This window comes from Massilia agri (genome assembly GCF_024753255.1).
GTDB classification, from domain to species: domain Bacteria; phylum Pseudomonadota; class Gammaproteobacteria; order Burkholderiales; family Burkholderiaceae_D; genus Telluria; species Telluria agri.
Map to the genome: position 1 here is coordinate 67,426 of NZ_JANUHA010000017.1, position 21,358 is coordinate 88,783.

Here is a 21,358-nt window from a genome sequence, read left to right on the forward strand (position 1 = left end):
CGACCGCGCGTTCAGCTTAGGCGTGCATGGCTACTGGGCATCCGGGAGTTGAACGCGCGGACGGCGAAGCCGTCCACCCTACGAACATCAGAAGTCGAACTGCGCCGACACGCGGAAGGTGCGCGGCGCGCCCGGCAGCAGGTAGCCGCCCAGCGACTGCGTCACGTCGCGCCAATAGAACTTGTCGAACACATTGTCCACGCGCGCGCGCAGGATGGTGTGCATGCCCCCCACACGCATTGCATAGGACGTGCCCAGGCTGGCCACGTGGTAGCCCGGCACGATGGCGCGGTTGGCCGGGTCGAAGGCCTTGCTGCCCGAATACTGCCAGACCGCGTCCACCTTCAGTCCCTGGACCGCCGGCAGCGCATATTCCACCCAGGCCGTCGAGCGCAGCTCCGGCACATTGGTCACGCGCTTGCCTTCCACGCTCGGGTCGCCCGTGCCGGTCTGCTCGGCGTCGAGCGCCATCACCGACAGGCTGTAGTTCAATTCCGGGTTCAGCTTGCCCTGGGCCGCCAGTTCCAGCCCGCGGTGGCGCTGCTCGCCGGCGCGCACGAAAGTACCGCCCGCGTTCACGTACTCCAGGCCCTGCCTGATATCGAAGACGGCGGCCGACACCATCATGGCGTTATTGACGATCCCCTTCACGCCCAGCTCGACCTGCTTCGAACGGCTCGGATCGAGCACGGTGTTTTCGTTGGTGGTGCCCATCTCGGCGATGCCGCCATGCTGCAGGCCGTGGGACAGCGAACCGTAGACGCTCCAGTCGCGCGCCGGCTTCCAGACCAGAGCGACGCTCGGCAGCACGAAGGAGTCGTCCGCATGCGCCCAGGGCAGCTCGACCTCGGCCTTCTCGTTGCGCTTGAGCTTCACCCAACGCAGGCCGGTGTGCAGCGTGAACTGCTCGGACAGCGTGGCCACGTCCTGCACGAACAGGGCGCTTTCACGGTCGTTGCGGCGCTCCATCACTGGGCCGGTCGCCGGATTGCCGGGGGCCGGTTCGACGTGCTGGTTGTTCCAGATATTGCTGGAGCCGGCATAGTCGTAGACGTATTCGCCGAAGCTGTCGTGGCGCTCGGACATCGCGGCGCCAATGGTCAACTGGTGGCGCACCGCGCCGGTTTTGATGCGCCCCTGCAGCATGGCCTGCGCACCCCACGGGGTCTTGCGCTCGCCGACGCTCTGGTAGTCGTAGACGTCGTAGTCGCCGTTCGAGCAGTAGCCCGGATAGAAGCCCTCACCCTCGTTGCTGCAGCCGTAGGGGAAGGCGGTGTAGTCGTCGCGCTTGAACCAGTGCTTGTTGGCGTTGATGGTGGCGGTCCAGTCCGCGTTCAGGCGAACCTGGAAGCGCAGGCCGAGATTGCTGCTGTCGGTTTCGACCGGCTTGGTCCAGGGCTGGTCGTTCAGCAGGGTCTTGGGGGAGATCCCGCGCGGCAGCGCCTCGTTGCGCAGCAGCTGGTAGCCGGGCGCCGTGATCTGCGAACGGTGCTGGTGGTCGAGGTCCAGCTGCAACAGGGCATCCGGCGTGATCTGCCAGTCGAACGCGCCGGACACGAACTGGCGCTCGCCATCGGCGCCGCGCACATAGGATTTCAGGTCCTCCAGCGCGGCGTTGACGCGGTAGCCGAAGCGGCGGTCCTCGAAGCGGCCGCCCAGGTCGATGGAGCCGTGCAGGGTGCCGCGCTCGCTCACCTCGATCAGCGCCGAGCGCAGCGGCGCACTGGTCGGGCGCTTGGTGACAAAGTTGACCATGCCGCCCGGCGCCGCGACGCCGGCCTGCAGGCCAGCCAGGCCGCGCAGCACTTCGATGCGCTCCTTGTTCTCGAGCGGGATCTGGGTATCGGCGGGGATCGCGATGCCGTCCTTGCGGTAGCTGGTGGCGTTGTCCAGGGCGAAGCCGCGGATCGAGAACTGCTCGGCATAGCCGACCGCGTTGTAGGCGTCGCCGATCGAGGCGTCGAAGCGGGCGGCGTCGGTCACGTTGCGGATCGACAGGTCCAGCATCTGGGTCGTGCTGAGGGCGGTGATCGAGGCCGGGGTGTCGAGCAGCGGCGCCTCGGTGAAGCCGCCGATGCTGGCGCGGTCGCTGGCGACCCAGCGGCTGCCGGTGACGACCACCGAGGCCACGCCTTCGGGCGCGGCCTGCTGCGCCGAGGCAGAAAGCGAGAAGGCCTGCAGGATCGCGCAGGCGAGGAGGGTAGGTTTCAGCTTGGATGTCATGGGTTTGCTCGTCTTCGCGCGCCACGCTCGATGCGAAATGGCGCGCTGCTTTTTCAAAAAGCCGGAGCCAACGTGGGGGAAGGGCAAACAAGGATGGGAACTGCGTTGCGCTTTCCTTCGCTGGCATTATCCAGATCAGGTACGAAGGGTATCTCTCACCCGGCAGCGCGCTGTTCGCACGCGCCAGGACCCCTAGCGAGGCGGCAGTGTAACACGGACCCGCGCAGTGTGGCGAAGGTGGCAACAGCGCCGTGGGCACCGGAATCGGCAATATTGTTCTTGTTGCCAGGATAAAAATCATAAATACAACGCAAATTTATTAAATCTGGGATATTGTTGTTATCGTGTGGCAATATAATTTGTAAATGTGATTAAATTGCCGATTCTTTGACAAATTGCCCATAACCATGAAACTTCTTCACCGTGTTGGTATTGCCCGGCAACTCTATACGGCATTCGGCCTGGTACTGGCCGTCACACTGGTCCTCGCCGTATTTGCGGTGTCCCGGGTCAATGGCATCCAGGGTGCGCTGGACGCCGCGAACGGCGTGCGCAACACCCAGCTCGAGCCCCTGTACGCGGCGCGGGAGGCCCTCGCTCAGACCGGTATCGCGGCCCGCAATGCTTATATTTTCGAGGACGAGAATGCCGCACGGCGCGAACTCGACCTCGTCGACAGCTTCAAGGCCGACTACTTGGCCGCGCTGCCCACGCTCGACGAGTCCATGGGAAGCGACCCGCAGTACCGCAAGGTCAAGGAGGGCCTGCTGGCCATGGCGAAGGAGCTCGAGCGTCCGCGCAGCTACCGCGCCAGCCAGGATCTCGAAGGCTACGGCCGGTTCCTGGTGCAGGAGTGCAGCCCGCTGCGCCGGCAGATCGTCGCCGACATCGACGCGCTGGTCCAGTCTCTCCAGCAGCGCAACGCCGCCAACAGCTCGGCTGCCAGCGATGAGGCCGCGCAGGCGCGCTCCTGGATCATGGCCTTGAGCGCGATCGCCGTATTCCTGTGCGCCACGGTAGGCGTGGTCATCGTGCGCAGCCTGCTGGCGCAACTGGGCGGGGAGCCGGCCCAGGCGACGGGCGTGGCGCGCGCCATCGCCGACGGCCGCCTCTATCACCCGATCGACACCCGCCGCGCCGGGCCCGCGAGCATGATCCATGCGATGGGCACGATGCGCAGGGAGCTGTCGGCCATCGTCAGCAAGGTGCGCAGCGGCACCGAGACCATCGCCGCGGCCTCGTCCGAGATCGCCACCGGCAATGTCAACCTGTCGGCCCGCACCGAGACCCAGTCGGCCGCGCTGGCCCAGGTGGCGCAGTCGATGAGCCATTTGGTCGAGACCGTGCAGCAGAATGCCGGCTACGTCCAGCAGGCCGGGCTGCTTGCCGGCGAGGCGTCGAAGGTGTCGCTGGAAGGGGGCGCGGCGGTCGAACAGGTGGTCGCCACCATGGGGCTGATCCACGATGCGTCCAGCAAGATCGTCGACATTATCGCGGTCATCGACGGCATCGCTTTCCAGACCAATATCCTGGCGCTGAACGCGGCGGTCGAGGCGGCGCGCGCCGGCGAGCAGGGACGGGGCTTCGCGGTCGTCGCGGGCGAAGTGCGCAACCTGGCGCAGCGCTCGGCCGCGGCAGCCAGGGAAATCAAGGGCCTGATCGAGGATACGGTGGCGAAGGTCGATACCGGCGCCGCGCTGGTGGGCCAGACAGGCGAGACCATCCGAAAGGTGGTGGACGGGGTGCAGCGGGTGAACGGCATCATCGAGCGCATCGGCAAGGCGACCGGCTCGCAGCGCGCCGACATCGAGCGTGTGGACGGCGCCATCGCCCGCCTGGACGAGATGACGGGACAGAACGCGGCCCTGGTGGAGGAAGCGGCAGCCGCGGCCGAGTCGCTGCGGGTGCAGGCGGCTCAGCTGCATGCGGTGGTGAGCATCTTCCAGCTGGAAGAGAGTGCAGGCGGCAGGGCGATTCAGGCGGCCGGGCGGCGCATCGCCATCACGTCCTGACCCCGTCCGCGATAGGCAGCCAGGCGCTGCGCGAGAAAGCCGGGCAGCCCGGCGCCGTGGATCGGCGCGAACCCGGCGGCGGCATAGAAGTGCTCGAGGTGGGTATAGGGCAGGCAGAAGGTGTCGCTCTGCGCCATATGGGGGACGCAGGCGGCGAGCAGGCGCGCGCCGATGCCCTGGCCCTGGAAGGCTTTGCTCACCTGCATGCCGCGCAATACCGTGACGCCCTCTTCGGGACACAGCCTCGCCACCCCGACCAGGGTGGCGCCAAGCTTGGCCACGATCACGGTATCGTCCGCGCCCGGGACCGCGCCGTAGCCCGCCTCGGCATACAGGCGGGCAATGGCGTCGCGGTCCAGCGGCCGCGCGGCCAGGATGTCGATCGACGACTGCAAGCCCGAACCCGCGGCAGCCGCCTCAGGCCTCGGCGACGGCAGGCGCGCTGACCGAGCGCGCCTGGCTGGCGGCGGCCGGCGCCATGTGGCGCAGCATCGTGCTGCGGGTCGAGTCGCCGATGGCGCGCCAGAACTCGCGGCGCTGGGCGGCGCGCTTGCGGTGCTTGGACGGCATGTCGGCCAGCGGCTTGAGGTAGAAGGGCAGGCGGATCAGGTAGCTGCGGCCCGGCATCTCGACCCCGCCCAGGATCTTCCAGAAGCCGTCGTAGGCGTTCTCGAAATGCTTGACGTCCTGCGGGTCGTAGGCGATGTGCGAGCTGCACTTGATGGCCACCACCTGGTCGATGCCCAGGGCTTGCGCCACGCCCTGCATGGCGGCGAAGCAGAAGAAGCTCGGCGAGTTGTTGGGGAAGGCTTGCTCGAAGGCCGCGAAGGCGGCGCCGGAATCGGTCCAGCGGCCCTGGTTGCGGGTGACGAAGGGCACCGTCGGCAGCTCGACGCCGGCGAGCTGGCCGTCGACCCAGGTATAGGACAGGCGGTGCAGGTACTTGCCGTCGGCGACCAGCGAGATGGTGAGGTCGCCCTCGGCGTCGAGGCGCGGGGCCATCTCGAGGCGCATCAGGAAGCTGTGCTCACCGTTGTCGTCCTGCGACAGGTGCTGCCACAGCGTGAGCCCGCCGCCGCCATACACCGCCTGGTGATAGGCGTTGCTGAAGGCGGCGTCTTCGAAACGGTAGTGCGAGAGCACGCACTGGACGCGCTGGCGCGCGCTCAGGTCTTTCGAGAGATAGCTGCGGTGGCTCAGGTGGTGGAACAGGTCGTCGCCCGGCGCGCTCGCGACGAAGCGGCGCACCAGGTCGAGGCGGCACAGGGCCTGGTGTTCGCGCCAGTAGCGCAGCACGCGCAGGCTGCGCACGATGCTGAGCATCCACGAGGCGGGCGTGTACTGGCCGCGGCGGGCCAGCCAACTTCTGGATAGGTGAGCGAAGATCACGATGCTGCTCCATTCGGCGTAAAGTTGCGGGCGCTTGGCGCGGCGCCACTGTCTTTATCTTGGATGCCCGCACAAGACGGGCTTGCACGGCAGAAACGACATTCTGCCATGAAGGGCCGGGGAGCTAACTGGCGCCAGGGTAGGTCAGGAATTTTCGAAGCGAAGCACGGCGGTGGCTTGCGTTCATAGGTCTCTCTCACGGTATCGGCTTTTTCGCCAATTTGCGACTTTTTGTTTTCGCCTGACAGGCACTACAAGATTACCATGTTTGTGCGGCGACACGCTTGGCTTTCATCGTCAATAATTGCGCCAGACCGAACCACCCCGGAGGCAACTGATGGCGTACGAACTTTTTTATTGGCCCGGTATCCAAGGCCGTGGCGAATTTGTCCGGCTTGCCCTGGAGGAAGCCGGCGCCGACTACGTGGACGTGGCGCGCCGCGAAGGCGGCATGGACCTCCTGCTGTCGGCGCTGGACACCGAATCCCATCCCTCGTTCGCGCCGCCCTTCCTGAAGGCGGGCGAGATGACCATCGGCCAGGTGGCCAATATCCTGCTCTGGCTCGGCGAACAGCATGCGCTGGCGCCGCGCAGCGATCCGGGCCGCCTGTGGACCCACCAGCTGCAGCTGACCATCGCCGACCTGGTCGCCGAGATCCACGACACCCACCATCCCATCGCCACCTCGCTCTACTACGAAGACCAGAAGCCGGAAGCGCTGCGCCGCGCGGCCGACCTGATCGAGACGCGCCTGCCGAAGTTCTTCGGCTACTTCTCGCGCATCCTCAGCAACCCCGAACCGCGCGACTGGCTGGTGGGTGACAAGCCGACCTACGCCGACCTCTCGCTGTTCCAGGTGATCGAGGGTCTGCGCTACGCCTTCCCGAACGCAATGAAGCGGCTCGAGGGCGAGTATCCCGCCCTGAGCCGCCTGCGCGACCGGGTGGCGGCGCGGCCGAACATCGCGGCCTACCTCGCATCGAACCGCCGCATTCCCTTCAACGAGAACGGGATCTTCCGCCACTATCCGGAGCTGGACGAATAATCAGTCCCACCTTGGCGCGAACTCGGGGCTGACCAGGCGCTCGCCGCGCTCGAGCGCATCGATCGCGGCGATGTCGCCGGCGTCCAGCGCCAGCCGCGGGGCCTGCAGGTTGCTGGCCAGGTTGGCGCGTTTGGTGGACGATGGAATCACCGCATAGCCCTTGGCCAGCAGCCAGGCCAGGGTGACCTGGGCCGCGGTTGCGCCGTGACGCGTGGCGATCCTGGCGATGACCGGATCGTCCATCACCTTGCCGTAGGCGAGCGGCATGTAGGCCGTCACGTGGATCCCCATCTCGCGCGCGAACGCCGCCACGCTGCGGTTCTGCAGGTAGGGATGCAGTTCGACCTGGTTGGTGGCGATGTTGGCGGCGCCGACCGCATCGATCGCCTCGCGCATCAGGGCGACCGGAAAATTCGAGATGCCGATGGCGGCGCTCAGGCCCGCTTCGCGCGCCCCAAGGAGCGCTTCCATGGTCTCGCGCACCGGTACTTCGGCGCCGGGCGACGGCCAGTGCACCAGGGCCAGGTCGACCTGCTCGAGGCGCAGCTTGCGCAGGCTCTCCTTCAGGCTCGGCGCGACCAGTTCGCCGGCCAGGTTCGCGGTCCAGATCTTGGTGGTGACAAAGACCTCGTCGCGCGCCACGTTCGAGGCCGCGAGGGCCGTGCCGACTTCTTCCTCGTTGCCGTAGATCTGGGCGGTGTCGATGTGGCGGTAGCCGAGTTCGAGTCCATTGGCGACCGAGTCGATCGCTTGCTGGCCCTGCAGGCGGAAGGTGCCGAGGCCGAGTTGGGGCATGGTCATGTTCATGTTGACTCCTTTTGTATTCAGTGGGTGGTAATGGCGGTCTTCACGGCCGCCTTTGCCGGCAGGCCGTCGCGGCGGTCGAGCCAGCCGGCCAGGGTCGTCAGCCCGAAGGCGCCGACGACGATCAGGGCGCCGATCGGCGCCGTAGCCATCAGGCCGAAGTGGGCCACCACCAGGCCGCCGCCCCAGGCGCCCAGGGCGATGCCGACGTTGAAGGCGGCGATGTTCAGGCCCGATGCCACGTCCACGGCCTGCGGCGCATCGCGTTCGGCGCGCTGCACGACATAGACCTGCAGGCCGGGCACGTTGCCGAAGGCGACGGCGCCCCACGCCAGCACGGTGGCCAGCACCAGCCATTTGTTCGGCGCGGTGAAGCTCAGGACCAGCAGCACCAGGGCCAGCAGGGCGAACACGATCTGCAGCGCGGGCAGCGGTCCCTTGCGGTCGGCCAGCTTGCCGCCCCAGATGTTCCCGGCCGCGACCGAAACGCCATAGACCAGCATCACCAGGCTCACGCTGGAGGCCGCGAAGCCCGAGACTTCCTGCAGGATCGGCGCGAGATAGGTGAAGGCGATGAAGGAGCCGCCATAGCCGAGCGTGGTCATGGCGTACACCAGCAGCAGGCGCGGCTTCCTCAAGACCGCCAGCTGGGTCAGCAGGCTGGCGGGTTTGCTGCCGGCGATATTCCCTGGCACCAGGACCCAGCTGCCGACGATGGCGACCACGCCCAGCAGCGAGACGGCGAGGAAGGTGGCCTGCCAGCCGAAGTGCTGGCCGATGTAGGTCCCGAGCGGCACGCCCGTCACCAGGGCCACGGTCAGGCCGGTGAACATCAGGGCGATGGCGCTGGCGGCCTTTTCCTTCGGCACCAGGCTGGTGGCGATGGTCGAGCCGATCGAGAAGAAGACGCCGTGGGCCAGGCCGGTCAGCACGCGGGCCGCCATCAGGGCCGCATAGCCGGGCGCCATCCAGGCGACCAGGTTACCGAGCGTGAACAGCATCATCAGGCCGATCAGCAGCTGCTTGCGGGGCACGCGGCCGGTGAGGGCGGTCAGCACCGGCGCGCCGACGGCGACGCCGAGCGCGTACAGGCTGACGAGGAGGCCGGCGGACGGCACCGAGACGCCGAGGCTGGCCGCGATGGTCGGAATCAGGCCGACGATGACGAATTCCGTCGTCCCGATGGCGAAGGCGCTCAGCGTGAGCGCCCAGAGTGCGAATGGCATGGTGTTCTCCTTTGGTCTGCCAATGTGAAGCAAGGCCCGCAGTGTGCCTGCTTGCCAGGCGTAGAAAAATGCCTTGGCGTACAATTGACTTTTGACGTGGAGTCACGAATGATCGATGTCGACGCCCTGATTGCCTTCGCTGCAGTCATAGATACGGGCTCGTTCTCGGCCGCCGCCGAGCGCCTCGGCCAGACGCCCTCGGGCGTCTCGCGCACCATCTCGCGCCTGGAGGAGCACCTGGGCATGACGCTGATGCACCGCACGACGCGGCGCCTGCAACTGACGGAAGAGGGGACCTGGCTGCTGGGCCGGGCGCGCAGCCTGCTAGCCGACCTGGCCAATACCGAGCTGGAAGCCGCCGCGCGCCGCTCCCAGCCTTCGGGCCTGGTGCGCGTGAACGCGGCCACGCCGGCGCTCGACCACCTGCTCGCGCCGCTGCTGCCGGACTTCCTGGAAGCCTATCCCCTGGTGCAGCTGGAACTGGTGAGCGGCGAGACCTATGTCGACCTGATCGAGGAGCGCGCCGACCTGGCGATCCGCATCGGCGCGCTGCCCGATTCGACCCTGAACGCGCGCCGCCTCGGGGCATCGCACATCCGCGTGCTGGCCGCGCCCGCCTACCTGGAGAAGCATGGCCTGCCTTCCAGGGTCGAGGACCTGAAAACCCACCGCACGCTCGGCTTCACGGCGCCGGCGTCGCTGAATACCTGGCCGCTGCGGCACGCCGGCGGGGAAGGGTGGACGGTGACGCCCTCGGTGACGGCATCGAGCGGCGAAACGGTGCGCCACCTGGCGTTGTCGGGGACGGGGATCGCCTCGCTGTCGGACTTCCTCACCCGCCCCGACGTCGAGGCGGGACGGCTGCTGCCGGTGCTGGAAGACGCCACTCTGCACTGGACCCAGCCGGTATGGGCGGTGTTCTACAAGCAGGGCGCGCTGGCGCCGCGGGTGTCGGCCCTGGTGGACTTCCTGGCCAAGCGGCTGCAGGGCAGGCTTTCGTAGGGTGGTTGGCTCTGCCGACCGCGCGTTCAAGCAGCGCGAAGATGGACGATGCGCCTCATTTCACCGTGTATTTGAACGCGCGTTCGGCGAAGCCGAACACCCTACGTTTCAAGCGTTCCTGATTTTTCGAGGCGCTTGTAGTACACCAGCGAAAACACCACCGGCACGATCGCCCCCGCGACCAGTCCCGCAATTCCGAGCACCCCGTGCCAGCCCGCCAGCGCGACGAGCACCGCCAGCGCGCCGCCCGCCACCATGGTGCGCGCCGCCAGCCGGTGCGTCGCATACCAGACCCGGTCGTTGGCCAGCGTCCAGGGCGTGCGCACGCCGAGCCAGAAGTTGCGCCGCACCTTGCCCATCACATTGCCTGCCAGGACAAAGAACATCCCGAGCCCGCCGACGATGGCGCGGTCCATCGCGAAGCCGCCTTGCCAGGCGGCCCACAGGTGCACGCACTGGATATAGCCGATCAGGAGCACCATCGCCATGCCGCTGAACCACCAGGTCGCCTCGAAACCCTCCACCGCGAAGCGCTTCGGCGACACCTTCGGCAGCAACGGCCACAGCAGGCCCAGGCCGAGGAGGAAGACCGAGTGCATCAGCACCTCGATCCGCGGCCCCCAGCCGTCGACTTCGCCGGCCGCATTCCAGTGCACCGGCACCTGCGCCGGCAGTCCGGGATAGATGGCCAGGGCCATTGCCAGCACCAGCAGCACCACGGCCGCGAATACGAACAGGTAACGCTTCATTGTTTGCCTCCCCTGGCGCCGCGCGCCATGTCCATCGACCAGGCCAGCACGTCCTCGAGCACCGTGGTGTCGAGCGAGTACCAGATGGTCTGTCCCTCACGCCGGCTGGTGATCAGTCCGGCCCCCTTGAGTACCGCGAAATGGTGCGACATGGTCGGTTTGCTCATGTCGAAATGCGCCGCCACCTCGCCAGCGCTCAGCTCTTCGTGACGCAGCAGGCGCAGGATCTCGCGCCGCGTCGGATCGGCGATGGCCTTGAACACCTCGTTCAACGGTCCTGCCATGTTAGATCGCTTTCTAATTAGATGAATGTCTAAATACTAGTTGCCTTGGCGCGCCAGGTCAAGCAGGAGCTGAAAACCGGCGCTCCCGAGCAAGCTTCGGCGGCGCGGATTATGATGGCCGACCCCCCAACAAGAAAAGGACCGTCATGAAAGAAGCCCAGTATATGCATGGCTCGCTTCAACACGTCGAGCGCATCGCCGCCTTCTCCGATGGCGACGCCGGTGGCAATCCTGCCGGCGTCTGGATCGGCGACACCTTGCCGCCGGATGCGGAGATGGCGGCCGTCGCGCATGCGGTCGGCTTCTCCGAAACCGCCTTCGCGGCGCCGCAAGGCGAGGGCTGGCGGGTGCGCTATTTTTCGCCCGAATCCGAAGTCGCCTTCTGCGGCCACGCCACCATCGCCCTGGGCGCCGCGCTGGCCCGCCGCTTCGGCGACGGCCGCTTCGATCTGACGCTGAACGCGGCGCAGATCTCGGTCGAAGGGCGCAAGGAAGGCGAGCGTGTCGCCGCCAGCCTGCAGTCGCCGCCGACCCGGAGCAGCCCGGCCCCCGCCGCCCTGGTCGATGCGGCGCTGGCCCTGTTCGGCTACACGCAGGCCGATCTCGACGTGCGCATTCCGCCGGCGATCGCCCATGGCGGCAACGACCACCTGGTGCTGGCCCTCAATAGCCGCGAGCTGCTTTCGCGCATGCACTACGAACTCGAAGCCGGACGCCGCCTGATGAACGGGCACGGCCTGGTGACCATCGTGCTGGCCTGGGCCGAGACGCCGCAGCGCTTCCATACGCGCAACCCCTTCGCTTCCGGTGGCGTGCTGGAAGACCCGGCCACCGGCGCCGGCACCGCCGCCTTCGCCGGCTACCTGCGCGACATCCAGTGGCCGCACGGCGGACGGATCGAGGTGGTGCAGGGCGAGGACATGGGCATGCGCTCGCGCCTGACGGCCGAGTTCGGCGACGAGCCGGGCAGCTCGATCCGCGTTTCCGGGAGCGCGCGCACCATGTAGGTCGGTGCATGAGCGGATGGGTCGCAGCGCCTGCGGCCCGTCCGACACCGACTCAGGACTGTGGCGAGATTGTTACGTACGACCGTCCTATGGTTGTAGGAATAGTCTTGCAGTCCGTGTAGGACAAATAGAAGGCAAAAAGTACTCCTGCTCAGCAGTTAGAATATTTCTGAGCGGATTGATAATTTGAAGCAGGCAAGTTTTGTTTCACAATTTCAATCCAGGAGTTTCACCATGTCGTTGTTCGACCCAGTCGTTTCCACTCCCTCCAGCGCCGCGGCGCCCGCCGCACGCCAGGAGCGCGAGGCGCGCGCGGCTGGCCGCAATGTCGAGCGTCTGCCTTTCACCATCCGCCGCGTCGAGACCGAGTCCGACCTGCTGAAGGCCGTGCGCATCCGCCATGCCGCCTATGCCCGCCACGTGCCCGAATTCGCACGTACGCTGCTGCATCCGGAGGCCGCCGACTACGACGACGACACCATCGTGCTGCTGGCCGAGTCCAAGCTGGACGGATCGCCGCTGGGCAGCACCCGCATCCGCACCAACCTGCATCGCCCGCTCGGCGTCGAGGAATCGATCGTGCTGCCGGAATGGCTGCAGGGCCGCCGCCTGGTCGAGGCCACCCGCCTGGGCATCGATGAGGGCCGTGTCGGACGCGTGGTCAAAATGGCACTGATCAAAGCCTGTTTCATGTATTGCGAAGACAACGCCATCGACTTCTCGGTTGCCACGGGCCGCCCGCCGGTGGACCGCCAGTACGAGCAACTGCTGTTCGCCGACGTGTTCCCGGAGCAGGGCCCGGTCCCGCTGCGCCATGTCGGCAACATCCCGCACCGCGTGATGGCCTTCGAGATCGCGAGCTTCGAACAGCGCTACCGCGATGCGCGCCATCCCTTGCTGAATTTCTTCTTCAACACGCACCATCCGGACATCGACATCGGCCCGGCCGCGCCGCCGCCAGCCCTGGTACTAGCTCGTACTAAAATCGCGCAGTACTCACCGTTGTTGCCGCGCGAATTCGCGGCTGCCTGAGCAGTTATTGCATGACGGCATCAATGTAAGCCTGTATCCTTGCGCTTTGAGCCGGCGCCCGAACGGCACCGGCATTCGCTCGCATCGATATAGCTTATGCCCATCCCAACACCGCAACGTCGTTCTTCGCTCCTGGCCGCCGCGCACGCGGCCGTGGAGCGGGTGTTGAAGTTGTTTTCGTATTACCTGATCCCGCTCGGGATCGGCCTCGTTTCCTTCATCGCCCTGGTCTTCTGGAACGACCAGTACCGCACCAGCGGCGACGTGCCGCTGTCGATGCACGTCGCCGTGCAGACCGAAGAGGCGCTCGATCCGCGCGGCGCGCTCGCGCGCGTGCAGGCCGCGGGCCTGGTCACCGGCCATGACACCCACCTGTCCGAAGCGCCGGTCTGGTTCGCTGTCGAACCGATGCCGCGCAGCGGCGCCCAGGTGATCGAGTTCCCGTCGCGCCATGCCCTCGACGTGGCCTGCTGGGACGCCGTCAGCCTGGCTCCGCTGGGCAATGCCGTGCGCGGCGCCGGCGCCGGCTTCATCGAAGGCTCCAAGGCCGGCTTCGCATTGCGCATGGCGCCCATGCCGTCCGAGCTGCTGTGCCGCGCCAACTTCGCCGGCCCCGCGCGCCTGACGGTGCTGCAGTGGCCGGCCGACCAGTACGCGCTGTCGGTCGAGCAGTACCATCGCAAGTCCGGCCTGCTCGATGGCGGCATGGTGGTGCTGGCCCTGTTCATCCTGATCACCGCCCTGATCAACCGCCAGCCCCTGTACGTGCTGTTCGCCGGCTGGCTGGTCCTGAATCTGCGCGTGGCCGCGCTCTCGGCGGGCTGGGACATCCAGTGGCTGGGCCAGACCATACCAAGCGACTGGCTGCTGCGCAGCCGCTCGATCGGCATCACCCTGTACGGCATCGCCACCTTGACGCTGTACCAGGCGCTCCTGAAAGACCATATCGCGGCGCTGCGCTACGTGCTGCCTTTCCGCATCATGCAGTGGCTGTGCATGCCGATGCTGGCGGCCGCCATCCTGCTGCCCTACGGCGTCTACCTGCCGCTGTTGTGGGTGATCTGCACCTGCTGCTTCTCGGTGATGACGGTGGGCCTGTTCAAGATCATCGTCGAATCGCGCAACCGCGTTGCCGCGTGGTTCGCGGCCTCCTTCGTGGTCAGCTTCCTGGCGACCATCGCCGAAGTCGCGTCGGCGGCGCTGGGCATGCGCGAGCTGCTCGGCATCATCAACAGCGTCACGGCCGCGCTGGCCTCGAGCCTGCTGGCCGCGCTGGCCGTGGCCGAACAGATGCGCAGCGAGACCGAGCAGCGCGAAGCGGCCCAGCAGGAGCTGGAGCACGCCTACCAGGCCATGCCGGTGGGTCTCTTCACGCTCGACATGTACGGGCACTTCCTGAGCGTCAATCCGGCCCTGCAGAAGATGCTGGGCATCTCGAGCTTCAATGCCGGCCGCACCGCCTGGCGCCAGTTCTTCACCGAGAGCACCTGGACCGAGCTGCACGAGCAGGTGCACACCCAGGCCGAGGCCGAGATGGAACTGGCCAGCCGCGACGGCAGCCAGCGCTTCCTGGTGTCGGCGACCCTGGCGCGCTCGCGCATCGAAGGGGTGCTGCAGGACACCACCGAAAAACACAAGGCCACCGAGCAGCTGCAGTTCATGGCCAACAACGACCCGCTCACCAAGGTCTTCAACCGCCGCGGCATCGAGCAGGAATTCCAGCTCGCCGCAGCGGGCCTGGCGGCCGGGCGCCCGATGGCGCTGGCCTACGTCGACCTCGACCGCTTCAAGCTGATCAACGACCTGTTCGGCCACGCGGCCGGCGACGAGGTGCTCAAGCAGGTGTGCGAGCGCATGGCCACCATGCTGGCCGGCGGCCAGCAGATCGGCCGCGTGGGCGGCGACGAATTCGTGATCCTGATGCCGGAGACGGCCATCCCGCTGGCCTCGATCATCTGCCGCGGCATCGTCGACCGCCTCGGCAGCACGCCCTACCGCGTGGGCGACAAGGCCTTCCACGTGCGCGGCTCGGTCGGCCTGATCGAAGTCGAACCCAGCATTGCCATGAAGGATGCCATCTCGACCGCCGACCGCGCCTGCCGCGAAGCCAAGACGGGGCAGGGCGACGGCCTGGTGGTCTACGAGCGCGGCGCCGAAGCCTTCCGCCAGCGCGCGGCGGAACTGGACATGGTGGCGCGCCTGTCCGGTCCCAATGCGACCGATTGCCTGCTGCTGGAAATGCAGCCGATCATGTCGCTCGGCCACCCGCGCGAATCGCTGAACTTCGAAGTGCTGCTGCGCATGCGCGAGCCGGACGGCCGCATCGTGCCGGCCGGCGCCGTGATCGCCGCCGCCGAGAAGAGCGGCCGCGCGAGCGTGATCGACCGCTGGGTGATGAACACGACCCTGTCCTGGATCGCCGAGCATGCCGAGCAGCTGGGCAATACCCGCTTCGTGTGCATGAACCTGTCGGGCGCCTCCCTCAACGACGAGCGCTTCGTGCAGGACACCTTCGAGATCCTCGGGCGCTTCGTGCATGTGGCGAGCCGCCTCTGCCTCGAGATCACCGAGAGCGTGGCCCTGCACGACCTCGACAACACGCGCCGCTTCATCGACCAGGCGCGCAGCTTCGGCGTGAAGGTTGCGCTGGACGACTTCGGCGCCGGCTACACCTCCTTCTCTTACCTGAAGGAATTGCCGGCCGACGTGCTCAAGATCGATGGGAACTTCATCAAGAACATCAACGCCCACCCGGCCAATGTGGCGATCGTCGAGGCGATCGTCAGCCTGGCCGGCAACCTGGGCATGAAGACCATCGCGGAATGGGCCGAAGATGCCGCCACCGTGCAGACGCTGTCGGAGATCGGCGTGGACTATGTGCAGGGCTGGGCGGTGGCGCGTTCGCTGCCGCCAGAGCGCATCCTGGAGGCGCGTTCGGCTGCGGATTTCATTACGGATCCGGCGGTGCAGGAACTGGTGAAGGTGCTGGGCACGCCGATGACGCCGCACCTGGCGAGCGTGCAGAAGATTCGCGATCTGTTCTGATGCGCGCTCACGCAGCCTCGGCCGGATAGATCTTCAATCCAGGGTCGCAAGCGTCTGCTTGCCGCCTGCATCCATCAACAGGAAATTGGCCCTGGCGGCCTTCAGGGTCGCGACATCACGCGTCAAGGGCTTGGCCTTGGCCCGTGGCGCCATCACGCGCCTTTGCGCGGGCGGAGGCGGCAGCACGCTGTGCTCGACGGCCAGCGGATAGGGTTGCACGCGGTTGGCTCCTTCATCGGCCGGCATGCTGGCCAGGCGCACCGTGGAGGCGCCGCCGTCGCAGGGCTGGTCGGTCAGGGTGACCCGCCCGAGGCCGTCCACGCACTTGACGATGTCGGTGCCGGCGTAGGTTGCGGGGGCCGATGAGGCAAGGGCCGCGCAAAGAATGCTGAGGCAGAGATGACGCTTCATGGTCGACTCCTTTTCTGGAGCCTCCAGTGTCCGCGTCTGTCTTACAATGCTCTGTTCGCTGCCTCACGTGTGCGCGGCATGCATTCAAGAATCTCTCAGCCGTTCGGCTGTTCCGCCACCAGCTGCACTTCCACCAGGCAACCGTAATGCAGGGCCGGCACCGGAACGACCGCCCGCGCCGGCCGGTGTGCGCCGAACACGGCCGCATACGCGGCATTGAAGGCCGGCCAGTGCTCGACCCCGGCCAGGTAGGCCGTGCACTGCACCACGTCATGCAAGCCGCAGCCCGCCGCGCGCAGGATCTGCTCGCATTGCGCGAATACCGATGCGCACTGCGCCTCGAAAGAGGTGTCAGGCAGGTCGCGTGCCGGCAGCACGCCCGACACGAAGACCAGGCCGCCGCGCGTGACGACGGCCTGCGAGTAATGGCCGGCGGGTAATGGCAGGCCGGGCGCCTGGACGAACTCCATCAGGCTTGCGCGCCGGACACCAGCTCGGCGAAGCGCGACAGGTCGACGTTGCCGCCGGAGATCAGGATGCCGACGCGCTTGCCCTTGACGTCCACCACGCCGTGCAGGGCCGCGGCCGCGCCGAGGCAGCCGGTCGGCTCGACGATCATCTTCATGCGCTCGGCAAAGAAGGCCATGGTCTGCACCAGCTGGGTGTCGGTCACAAGGACGATGTCGTCTACCGCGCGGCGAATCACCTCGAAATTGTGCTCGCCGATATGGGTCACCATGGCGCCGTCGGCGATGGTCTTGGGCACCGCGATGTGCACGATTTCCCCTTTGCGCAGCGACTGCTGGCCGTCGTTGCCGGCTTCCGGCTCGACGCCGATCACCTTGCAGTCCGGGGCCAGGGCGCGCGCCGCCAGCGCAGAGCCGGCCAGCAGGCCGCCGCCGCCCAGGCAAACCAGCAGGATGTCGAGCGGCCCGGTCTCCTCGAACAGTTCCTTGGCCGCCGTGCCCTGTCCGGCGATCACGTCCGGGTGGTCGTAGGGCGGAATCAGGGTCATGCCGCGCTCTTCCGACAAGCGGCGGCCGATCTCTTCGCGGTTCTCGGTATAGCGGTCGTAGGTGATGACTTCGCCGCCGTACTCCCTGGTCGCCTTGACCTTCAGGGCCGGCGCGTCGTGCGGCATGATGATGGTCGACTTGATGCCGGCCAGCCTGGCCGACAGGGCGATCGCCTGCGCGTGATTGCCCGAGGAGAAGGTCAGCACGCCGGCCGCGCGCTGGGCGTCGTCGAACTTCGCGATCGCGTTATAGGCGCCGCGGAATTTGAAGGCGCCCATGCGCTGGTAGTTCTCGCACTTGAAGAACAGCTCGCCGCCGCTGATGCGGTTGGCCGTGGTCGAGGTCAGCACCGGCGTGCGGTGCGCCGCGCCCTTCAGGCGCTCGGCGGCCAGTTCGATGTCATGGTAGGTGGGGGCGGTGACGGTCATGGCGCTCTCGGATGGGTCGAAAGCCGCCAGTATAGCGAATCGGGCCCCGCTCCTCAGCCGTTCATGCGCTGGAAGACCTCGCGCGCCGCCAGGCCGCCGCCGCCGATCAGGAGGCTGAAATAGAGGATGGTGAACAGGTTGCCGATGTGACCCAGCAGCACGCACACGCCGTCGCGCTGCAAGAGACCGATGGCGAGGAAGAGCAGGGCCACGGCCGGGAAGGTATTGCTGAAGGGGATCAGCCCGAAGGGCATCATCAGGAGCACCGCGCCCAGCACCAGGGCCGCGTCGTTCAGGTACTGGATCGGTCCCTTGGCCACCAGCCACTGGATGCGGTTGGGGCGGCTGACCTTTTCGATCTTCACCATCCAGGGCAGGGCCTTGCGCAGCAGGGGACGCAGCTTGCGGGTGCCGATCACGCGGTGCTTCAGGCGCTCCGGCACCCATAGTTCGCGGCCGAACAGGCGCGAGAGGCCGATGAGCAGGATGGCCGCGCCGAACACGGTGCTGACGCCCGGGATCGACACCGGGATCAGGAACACGAGGGTCAGCAGGCCCGCCAGGATCAGGAGGCCGTCCTTGCCGACCAGCTGGATCAGCTCGCTCAGGGTGATGCCGGTGCGCGGCAGGGAGCGCACCATGGCGCGGATCTTCTGGGACAGCGGGATATTGTCGAGGAACTGTTCTTGTTCGTGTTTCATGATCGAGGTACCGGGTTGGTAGGGTGGTCGGCTGTGCCGACCGCGCGTTCGACTCCCGGTCGAGCCGCTACTGCGCAGGCCGGAGCTGGACGCGCGGTCGGCGAAGCCGACCACCCTACGAGTTTACTATGTATTGATCGACTGGCCTCAGCCGGCAAGCGGCAGCGCGATCTGCAGCAAGAGGCCGCCGCCTTCGCGGTTGCTCACCGACAGTTCGGCGTTGTGGCGCGACAGCACGCGCTCGACGATGGCCAGGCCCAGGCCGGCGCCGTTGGCCTGTCCACGCGCGCTGTCCAGGCGCGTGAAGGGCTTGAGCAGCTGGGCGATCTGGTCTTCCGGCACGCCCACGCCGTGGTCGCCGATCTCGATGACGGCGCGCCGTCCGTGGCCGGTCGCTTTCACGCGCAGGACGATGTCGATCTCGGTGATGTCCTGGCCAGGTGTCTTGCCGTACTTGCGCGCGTTCTCGATGATGTTGTTGACCACGCGCCGCAGGTCGGTCGCATTGCCCATCACATGGATGCCCGGCATCAGGTCGACCTGCACCCGCAGGTCGCGGATGCGGCCCGCTTCGCGCCCGACCTCGGACAGCATCTCCGACAGGTTCACGGCGACGAAGGTGGCGGCGTCGGTCGGCTTGGCGAAGTCGAGGAACTGGCCGATGATGGCGTCCATCTGGTTGATGTCCGACTGCATGCCTTCGCGTGCATCCTGCGGCAGGTGCGCCATCTCGACTTCCAGCTGCATGCGCGCGAGCGGGGTGCGCAGGTCGTGCGAGATGCCCGCCAGGATGACGGCGCGGTCCTTCTCGACCTGGGCCAGGTCTTCGACCATCTGGTTGAAGCTGCGGTTCGCCTCGATGATCTCCTGCGAGCCCTTCTCGGGCAGCGGCGTCGGGCGTTCGCCCTTGGCGATCGCGCGCGCGGCCGCCGTCAGGCGCGCCAGCGGACGGTTCACCAACGAAGAAACAAACGCGGCCCCGACCAGCGACAGGAGGCCCACCAGGGTCGCCCAGCCGAGCCACTGCACGCGCGTCAGGCCCGCCAGGCGCTCGCGCTCGAGCATCAGCCAGTATTCGTCTTCCTGGATGTTGAAGCTGATGTAGAAGCCCGGCACGCCATTCACGCTGCTGGAGAAGCGGGTCTGCTTGCCCAGCCGCTCACGCACGGCGGTGGCGATGTCCGCCATCAGGGCCGTGTTGGGCGGCGGCTCGACCACGTCGTAGTCGTTCATCGTGAGGATGCGGATGCCCTCATTGGACACCAGTTCGAGCAGCAGCTCGCGGCGCAGGTCCGGCGCGGAGTGGGTGAGGGCGGCCCGGGTCAGGGTCACCACCGAGCCCACCAGTTCGGCCGTTTGCTGCACCTGTGGTCCGCGCTGGAACATATTGAGCATGCCGATCCACGAGCCCATCGAGGCCGCGGTCAGCAGGGACATCAGGAGGAAGGTGCGCCAGAACAGACCGCTGCGGTACCAGGCGAAGCGCGCGGCGCGGCGCGCCGCGGAAAATGGTGCGAACACTAGCGCGGCTGTCCTTCAGGGATGAACACATAACCCAGGCCCCAGACGGTCTGGATGTACAGGGGGCTGGAAGGGTCGGGTTCGATGAGCTTGCGCAGGCGCGAGATCTGCACGTCGAGCGAGCGGTCGAAGACTTCGTATTCGCGGCCGCGCGCGAGCTCCATCAGCTTCTCGCGCGAGAGCGGCTGGCGGGCATGGCGGGCGAACACCTTGAGCACCGAGAATTCGCCGGTGGTCAGGGGCACGGTCTCGCCGTTCTTCTTGAGGGTGCGCGTGCCGAGATCGAGCACGAAGTCGCCGAACTCGAAGGTCTGCGGGGTCTCGCTCGGGGCGCCCGGGATCTCGTCCGGACCCTTGCGGCGCAGGACCGCGCCGATGCGCGCCACCAGCTCGCGCGGGTTGAAGGGTTTGGGCAGGTAGTCGTCGGCGCCCATCTCGAGGCCGACGATGCGGTCCACGTCCTCGCCCTTGGCGGTCAGCATGATGATCGGGGTCTGGTCGCCGGCGCCGCGCAGGCGGCGGCAGATCGACAGGCCGTCTTCGCCCGGCAGCATCAGGTCCAGCACCAGCAGGTCGTAGCGCTCGCGCAGCCACAGCTTGTTCATGGCCGGCGCGCTTTCGGCCGTCACCACCTGGAAGCCCTGCTCGGTGAGGTAGCGGCGCAGCAGGTCGCGCAGGCGCACGTCGTCGTCCACCACCATGATCTTCGCGGAGTGGCCGCCCGCGGCGCCCGGGGTCGCAGTATTTGCAGCGCTATTGTTCGAGTTATTCGTCGATGCGTTCATATGGATTCCAGAATTGTCAGAAGCATGTCGCTATGGTAACGTCTTATGGCTTGAGCATCGCGTTCGAATTGCTCAGGCATTACATTGTGTTACAAACTTTACCCAATCAGGCTTACTCCTCGGACGGTATGCACATACACTGGCGGCAAGTGGTCATCACAGCTTATCTGTTTATATGGCATCGCGGAAGAGGGACACCATGAACGACGCGCTCAATACAATTCAGGCAGTAAAAGACGGGGCACTGGGCCTGGTGCGTCATGGCATCGTGGCCTGCGTCCTCGCCTGCACCGCCGCCGGCGCCATGGCGCAAGACCGCGGCCCGCGCCGCGACGAGATGCAGCAACAGCAGATGCGCGACCGTTACGAGGCGCGTGCGCAGGACCAGCGTTTCGACAGCCGCGCCTACGAAATGCGCGATAATGCGCGCCGGCAGGAGCAGATGGAAGACCAGATGCGCCGTGGAGAGGAAAGCCGCCGCGGCCGCCTGACGCCCGACGAGCGGCGCGAACTGAAGCGCCAGATCAACGAGGCCAACGTCGACCTGTATCCCAACGCCCGCCGCCGCTGAACAAGCGGCTGGCTGGAAAGGCGGCGCCTGCGGGCGCCGTTTTCTTTTTCGGCTTTCCCCCTTGGATGGGGTTTCTTCAAAGAAAATTTGTTGCCATATGTTTATTT

Annotated in this window: 20 protein-coding genes and 1 riboswitch; of the genes, 7 read left to right on the forward strand and 13 right to left on the reverse strand. The window is 66.8% G+C overall.

Annotated features, from left to right (window positions below; translation table 11 throughout):
• Positions 1–87 precede the first annotated feature (87 nt).
• Complete coding sequence (locus NX780_RS20250; protein ID WP_258829686.1) at positions 88–2,223, reverse strand: TonB-dependent siderophore receptor; 2,136 nt, start codon at positions 2,221–2,223, stop codon at positions 88–90.
• 95 nt (positions 2,224–2,318) lie between these two features.
• Positions 2,319–2,427, reverse strand: a riboswitch (TPP riboswitch).
• Between the two features lie 203 nt (positions 2,428–2,630).
• On the opposite strand from NX780_RS20250, the gene NX780_RS20255 reads away from it, so the two are divergent.
• Positions 2,631–4,235, forward strand: a complete 1,605-nt coding sequence (locus NX780_RS20255) for a methyl-accepting chemotaxis protein (RefSeq protein WP_258829687.1) — start codon at positions 2,631–2,633, stop codon at positions 4,233–4,235.
• On the opposite strand, the gene NX780_RS20260 is transcribed toward NX780_RS20255, so the two are convergent.
• Together NX780_RS20260 and NX780_RS20265 are read right to left on the reverse strand one after the other, a co-directional pair.
• A complete protein-coding gene (locus NX780_RS20260) occupies positions 4,199–4,630 on the reverse strand; it encodes a GNAT family N-acetyltransferase (RefSeq protein WP_258829688.1) in 432 nt (143 codons plus the stop codon). The genes NX780_RS20255 and NX780_RS20260 overlap by 37 nt on opposite strands.
• A gap of 22 nt (positions 4,631–4,652) precedes the next feature.
• On the reverse strand, positions 4,653–5,624 hold the full coding sequence (locus NX780_RS20265) for a DUF535 family protein (RefSeq protein WP_258829689.1): 972 nt from the start codon (positions 5,622–5,624) through the stop codon (positions 4,653–4,655).
• Positions 5,625–5,961: 337 nt separating this feature from the next.
• Between NX780_RS20265 and NX780_RS20270 the strand changes: the two genes are divergently transcribed.
• A complete protein-coding gene (locus NX780_RS20270) occupies positions 5,962–6,669 on the forward strand; it encodes a glutathione S-transferase (protein ID WP_258829690.1) in 708 nt (235 codons plus the stop codon).
• On the opposite strand, the gene dkgB is transcribed toward NX780_RS20270, so the two are convergent.
• On the reverse strand, positions 6,670–7,470 hold the full coding sequence (dkgB, locus tag NX780_RS20275) for a 2,5-didehydrogluconate reductase DkgB (protein ID WP_258829733.1): 801 nt from the start codon (positions 7,468–7,470) through the stop codon (positions 6,670–6,672). It abuts the gene before it with no gap.
• A gap of 23 nt (positions 7,471–7,493) precedes the next feature.
• On the reverse strand, positions 7,494–8,699 hold the full coding sequence (locus tag NX780_RS20280; RefSeq protein ID WP_258829691.1) for an MFS transporter: 1,206 nt from the start codon (positions 8,697–8,699) through the stop codon (positions 7,494–7,496).
• A 108-nt stretch (positions 8,700–8,807) separates the two neighbouring features.
• Here NX780_RS20280 and NX780_RS20285 point away from each other — a divergent pair, with 108 nt between their 5' ends.
• The gene (locus NX780_RS20285) at positions 8,808–9,701 is read left to right on the forward strand and encodes a LysR family transcriptional regulator (RefSeq protein ID WP_258829692.1); all 894 of its coding nucleotides are present in this window, start codon (positions 8,808–8,810) and stop codon (positions 9,699–9,701) included.
• A 101-nt stretch (positions 9,702–9,802) separates the two neighbouring features.
• Here the strand turns inward: NX780_RS20285 and NX780_RS20290 are convergent, their stop codons facing one another.
• Together NX780_RS20290 and NX780_RS20295 are read right to left on the reverse strand one after the other, a co-directional pair.
• Positions 9,803–10,450, reverse strand: coding sequence for an SdpI family protein (locus NX780_RS20290; RefSeq protein WP_258829693.1), 648 nt, complete (start codon positions 10,448–10,450; stop codon positions 9,803–9,805).
• Positions 10,447–10,734: an autorepressor SdpR family transcription factor gene (locus tag NX780_RS20295; protein WP_258829694.1), complete on the reverse strand. Its 288-nt coding sequence runs from the start codon at positions 10,732–10,734 to the stop codon at positions 10,447–10,449. Before NX780_RS20295 ends, NX780_RS20290 begins: the two co-directional genes overlap by 4 nt.
• A 146-nt stretch (positions 10,735–10,880) precedes the next feature.
• Here NX780_RS20295 and NX780_RS20300 point away from each other — a divergent pair, with 146 nt between their 5' ends.
• The 3 genes from NX780_RS20300 (at position 10,881) to NX780_RS20310 (ending at position 15,818) form a co-directional block, all read left to right on the forward strand.
• Complete coding sequence (locus NX780_RS20300) at positions 10,881–11,741, forward strand: PhzF family phenazine biosynthesis protein (protein ID WP_258829695.1); 861 nt, start codon at positions 10,881–10,883, stop codon at positions 11,739–11,741.
• 234 nt (positions 11,742–11,975) lie between these two features.
• On the forward strand, positions 11,976–12,773 hold the full coding sequence (locus NX780_RS20305; RefSeq protein ID WP_258829696.1) for an N-acyl amino acid synthase FeeM domain-containing protein: 798 nt from the start codon (positions 11,976–11,978) through the stop codon (positions 12,771–12,773).
• 96 nt (positions 12,774–12,869) lie between these two features.
• Entirely contained in the window at positions 12,870–15,818 is a 2,949-nt protein-coding gene (locus NX780_RS20310; protein WP_258829697.1) for a putative bifunctional diguanylate cyclase/phosphodiesterase, read from the forward strand.
• A gap of 33 nt (positions 15,819–15,851) precedes the next feature.
• Here NX780_RS20310 and NX780_RS20315 read toward each other — a convergent pair whose 3' ends face one another.
• The 6 genes from NX780_RS20315 to ompR all read right to left on the reverse strand — a co-directional run bounded on the left by NX780_RS20315 (position 15,852) and on the right by ompR (position 20,596).
• Positions 15,852–16,229 carry a DUF4124 domain-containing protein gene (locus tag NX780_RS20315; protein WP_258829698.1) on the reverse strand — a complete coding sequence of 126 codons (378 nt, stop codon included), beginning with the start codon at positions 16,227–16,229 and terminating at the stop codon, positions 15,852–15,854.
• A 95-nt stretch (positions 16,230–16,324) separates the two neighbouring features.
• Positions 16,325–16,699 (reverse strand): RidA family protein, encoded by a 375-nt coding sequence (locus NX780_RS20320; protein WP_258829699.1) that lies wholly within the window; start codon positions 16,697–16,699, stop codon positions 16,325–16,327.
• Positions 16,699–17,673: a threo-3-hydroxy-L-aspartate ammonia-lyase gene (locus NX780_RS20325; RefSeq protein WP_258829700.1), complete on the reverse strand. Its 975-nt coding sequence runs from the start codon at positions 17,671–17,673 to the stop codon at positions 16,699–16,701. The genes NX780_RS20320 and NX780_RS20325 overlap by 1 nt, the downstream gene beginning before the upstream one ends.
• A 53-nt stretch (positions 17,674–17,726) precedes the next feature.
• Positions 17,727–18,374: an exopolysaccharide biosynthesis protein gene (locus NX780_RS20330; RefSeq protein WP_258829701.1), complete on the reverse strand. Its 648-nt coding sequence runs from the start codon at positions 18,372–18,374 to the stop codon at positions 17,727–17,729.
• A 147-nt stretch (positions 18,375–18,521) separates the two neighbouring features.
• The gene (locus NX780_RS20335) at positions 18,522–19,895 is read right to left on the reverse strand and encodes an ATP-binding protein (RefSeq protein WP_258829702.1); all 1,374 of its coding nucleotides are present in this window, start codon (positions 19,893–19,895) and stop codon (positions 18,522–18,524) included.
• Entirely contained in the window at positions 19,895–20,596 is a 702-nt protein-coding gene (ompR, locus tag NX780_RS20340; protein WP_051306146.1) for an osmolarity response regulator transcription factor OmpR, read from the reverse strand. The genes NX780_RS20335 and ompR overlap by 1 nt, the downstream gene beginning before the upstream one ends.
• A 283-nt stretch (positions 20,597–20,879) precedes the next feature.
• Between ompR and NX780_RS20345 the strand changes: the two genes are divergently transcribed.
• The gene (locus tag NX780_RS20345) at positions 20,880–21,251 is read left to right on the forward strand and encodes a hypothetical protein (RefSeq protein WP_258829703.1); all 372 of its coding nucleotides are present in this window, start codon (positions 20,880–20,882) and stop codon (positions 21,249–21,251) included.
• The last annotated feature ends 107 nt before the right edge of the window (positions 21,252–21,358 follow it).

Coding starts and splice junctions, on each gene's coding strand:
- NX780_RS20315 (WP_258829698.1), bottom strand. CDS start 16,229: ATGAAGCGTCATCTCTGCCTCAGCATTCTTTGCGCGGCCCTTGCCTCA.
- NX780_RS20300 (WP_258829695.1), top strand. CDS start 10,881: ATGAAAGAAGCCCAGTATATGCATGGCTCGCTTCAACACGTCGAGCGC.
- NX780_RS20295 (WP_258829694.1), bottom strand. CDS start 10,734: ATGGCAGGACCGTTGAACGAGGTGTTCAAGGCCATCGCCGATCCGACG.
- dkgB (WP_258829733.1), bottom strand. CDS start 7,470: ATGACCATGCCCCAACTCGGCCTCGGCACCTTCCGCCTGCAGGGCCAG.
- NX780_RS20290 (WP_258829693.1), bottom strand. CDS start 10,450: ATGAAGCGTTACCTGTTCGTATTCGCGGCCGTGGTGCTGCTGGTGCTG.
- NX780_RS20305 (WP_258829696.1), top strand. CDS start 11,976: ATGTCGTTGTTCGACCCAGTCGTTTCCACTCCCTCCAGCGCCGCGGCG.
- NX780_RS20270 (WP_258829690.1), top strand. CDS start 5,962: ATGGCGTACGAACTTTTTTATTGGCCCGGTATCCAAGGCCGTGGCGAA.
- NX780_RS20345 (WP_258829703.1), top strand. CDS start 20,880: ATGAACGACGCGCTCAATACAATTCAGGCAGTAAAAGACGGGGCACTG.
- NX780_RS20280 (WP_258829691.1), bottom strand. CDS start 8,699: ATGCCATTCGCACTCTGGGCGCTCACGCTGAGCGCCTTCGCCATCGGG.
- NX780_RS20325 (WP_258829700.1), bottom strand. CDS start 17,673: ATGACCGTCACCGCCCCCACCTACCATGACATCGAACTGGCCGCCGAG.
- NX780_RS20255 (WP_258829687.1), top strand. CDS start 2,631: ATGAAACTTCTTCACCGTGTTGGTATTGCCCGGCAACTCTATACGGCA.
- NX780_RS20320 (WP_258829699.1), bottom strand. CDS start 16,699: ATGGAGTTCGTCCAGGCGCCCGGCCTGCCATTACCCGCCGGCCATTAC.
- NX780_RS20310 (WP_258829697.1), top strand. CDS start 12,870: ATGCCCATCCCAACACCGCAACGTCGTTCTTCGCTCCTGGCCGCCGCG.
- NX780_RS20250 (WP_258829686.1), bottom strand. CDS start 2,223: ATGACATCCAAGCTGAAACCTACCCTCCTCGCCTGCGCGATCCTGCAG.
- NX780_RS20330 (WP_258829701.1), bottom strand. CDS start 18,374: ATGAAACACGAACAAGAACAGTTCCTCGACAATATCCCGCTGTCCCAG.
- NX780_RS20285 (WP_258829692.1), top strand. CDS start 8,808: ATGATCGATGTCGACGCCCTGATTGCCTTCGCTGCAGTCATAGATACG.
- ompR (WP_051306146.1), bottom strand. CDS start 20,596: ATGGTGGTGGACGACGACGTGCGCCTGCGCGACCTGCTGCGCCGCTAC.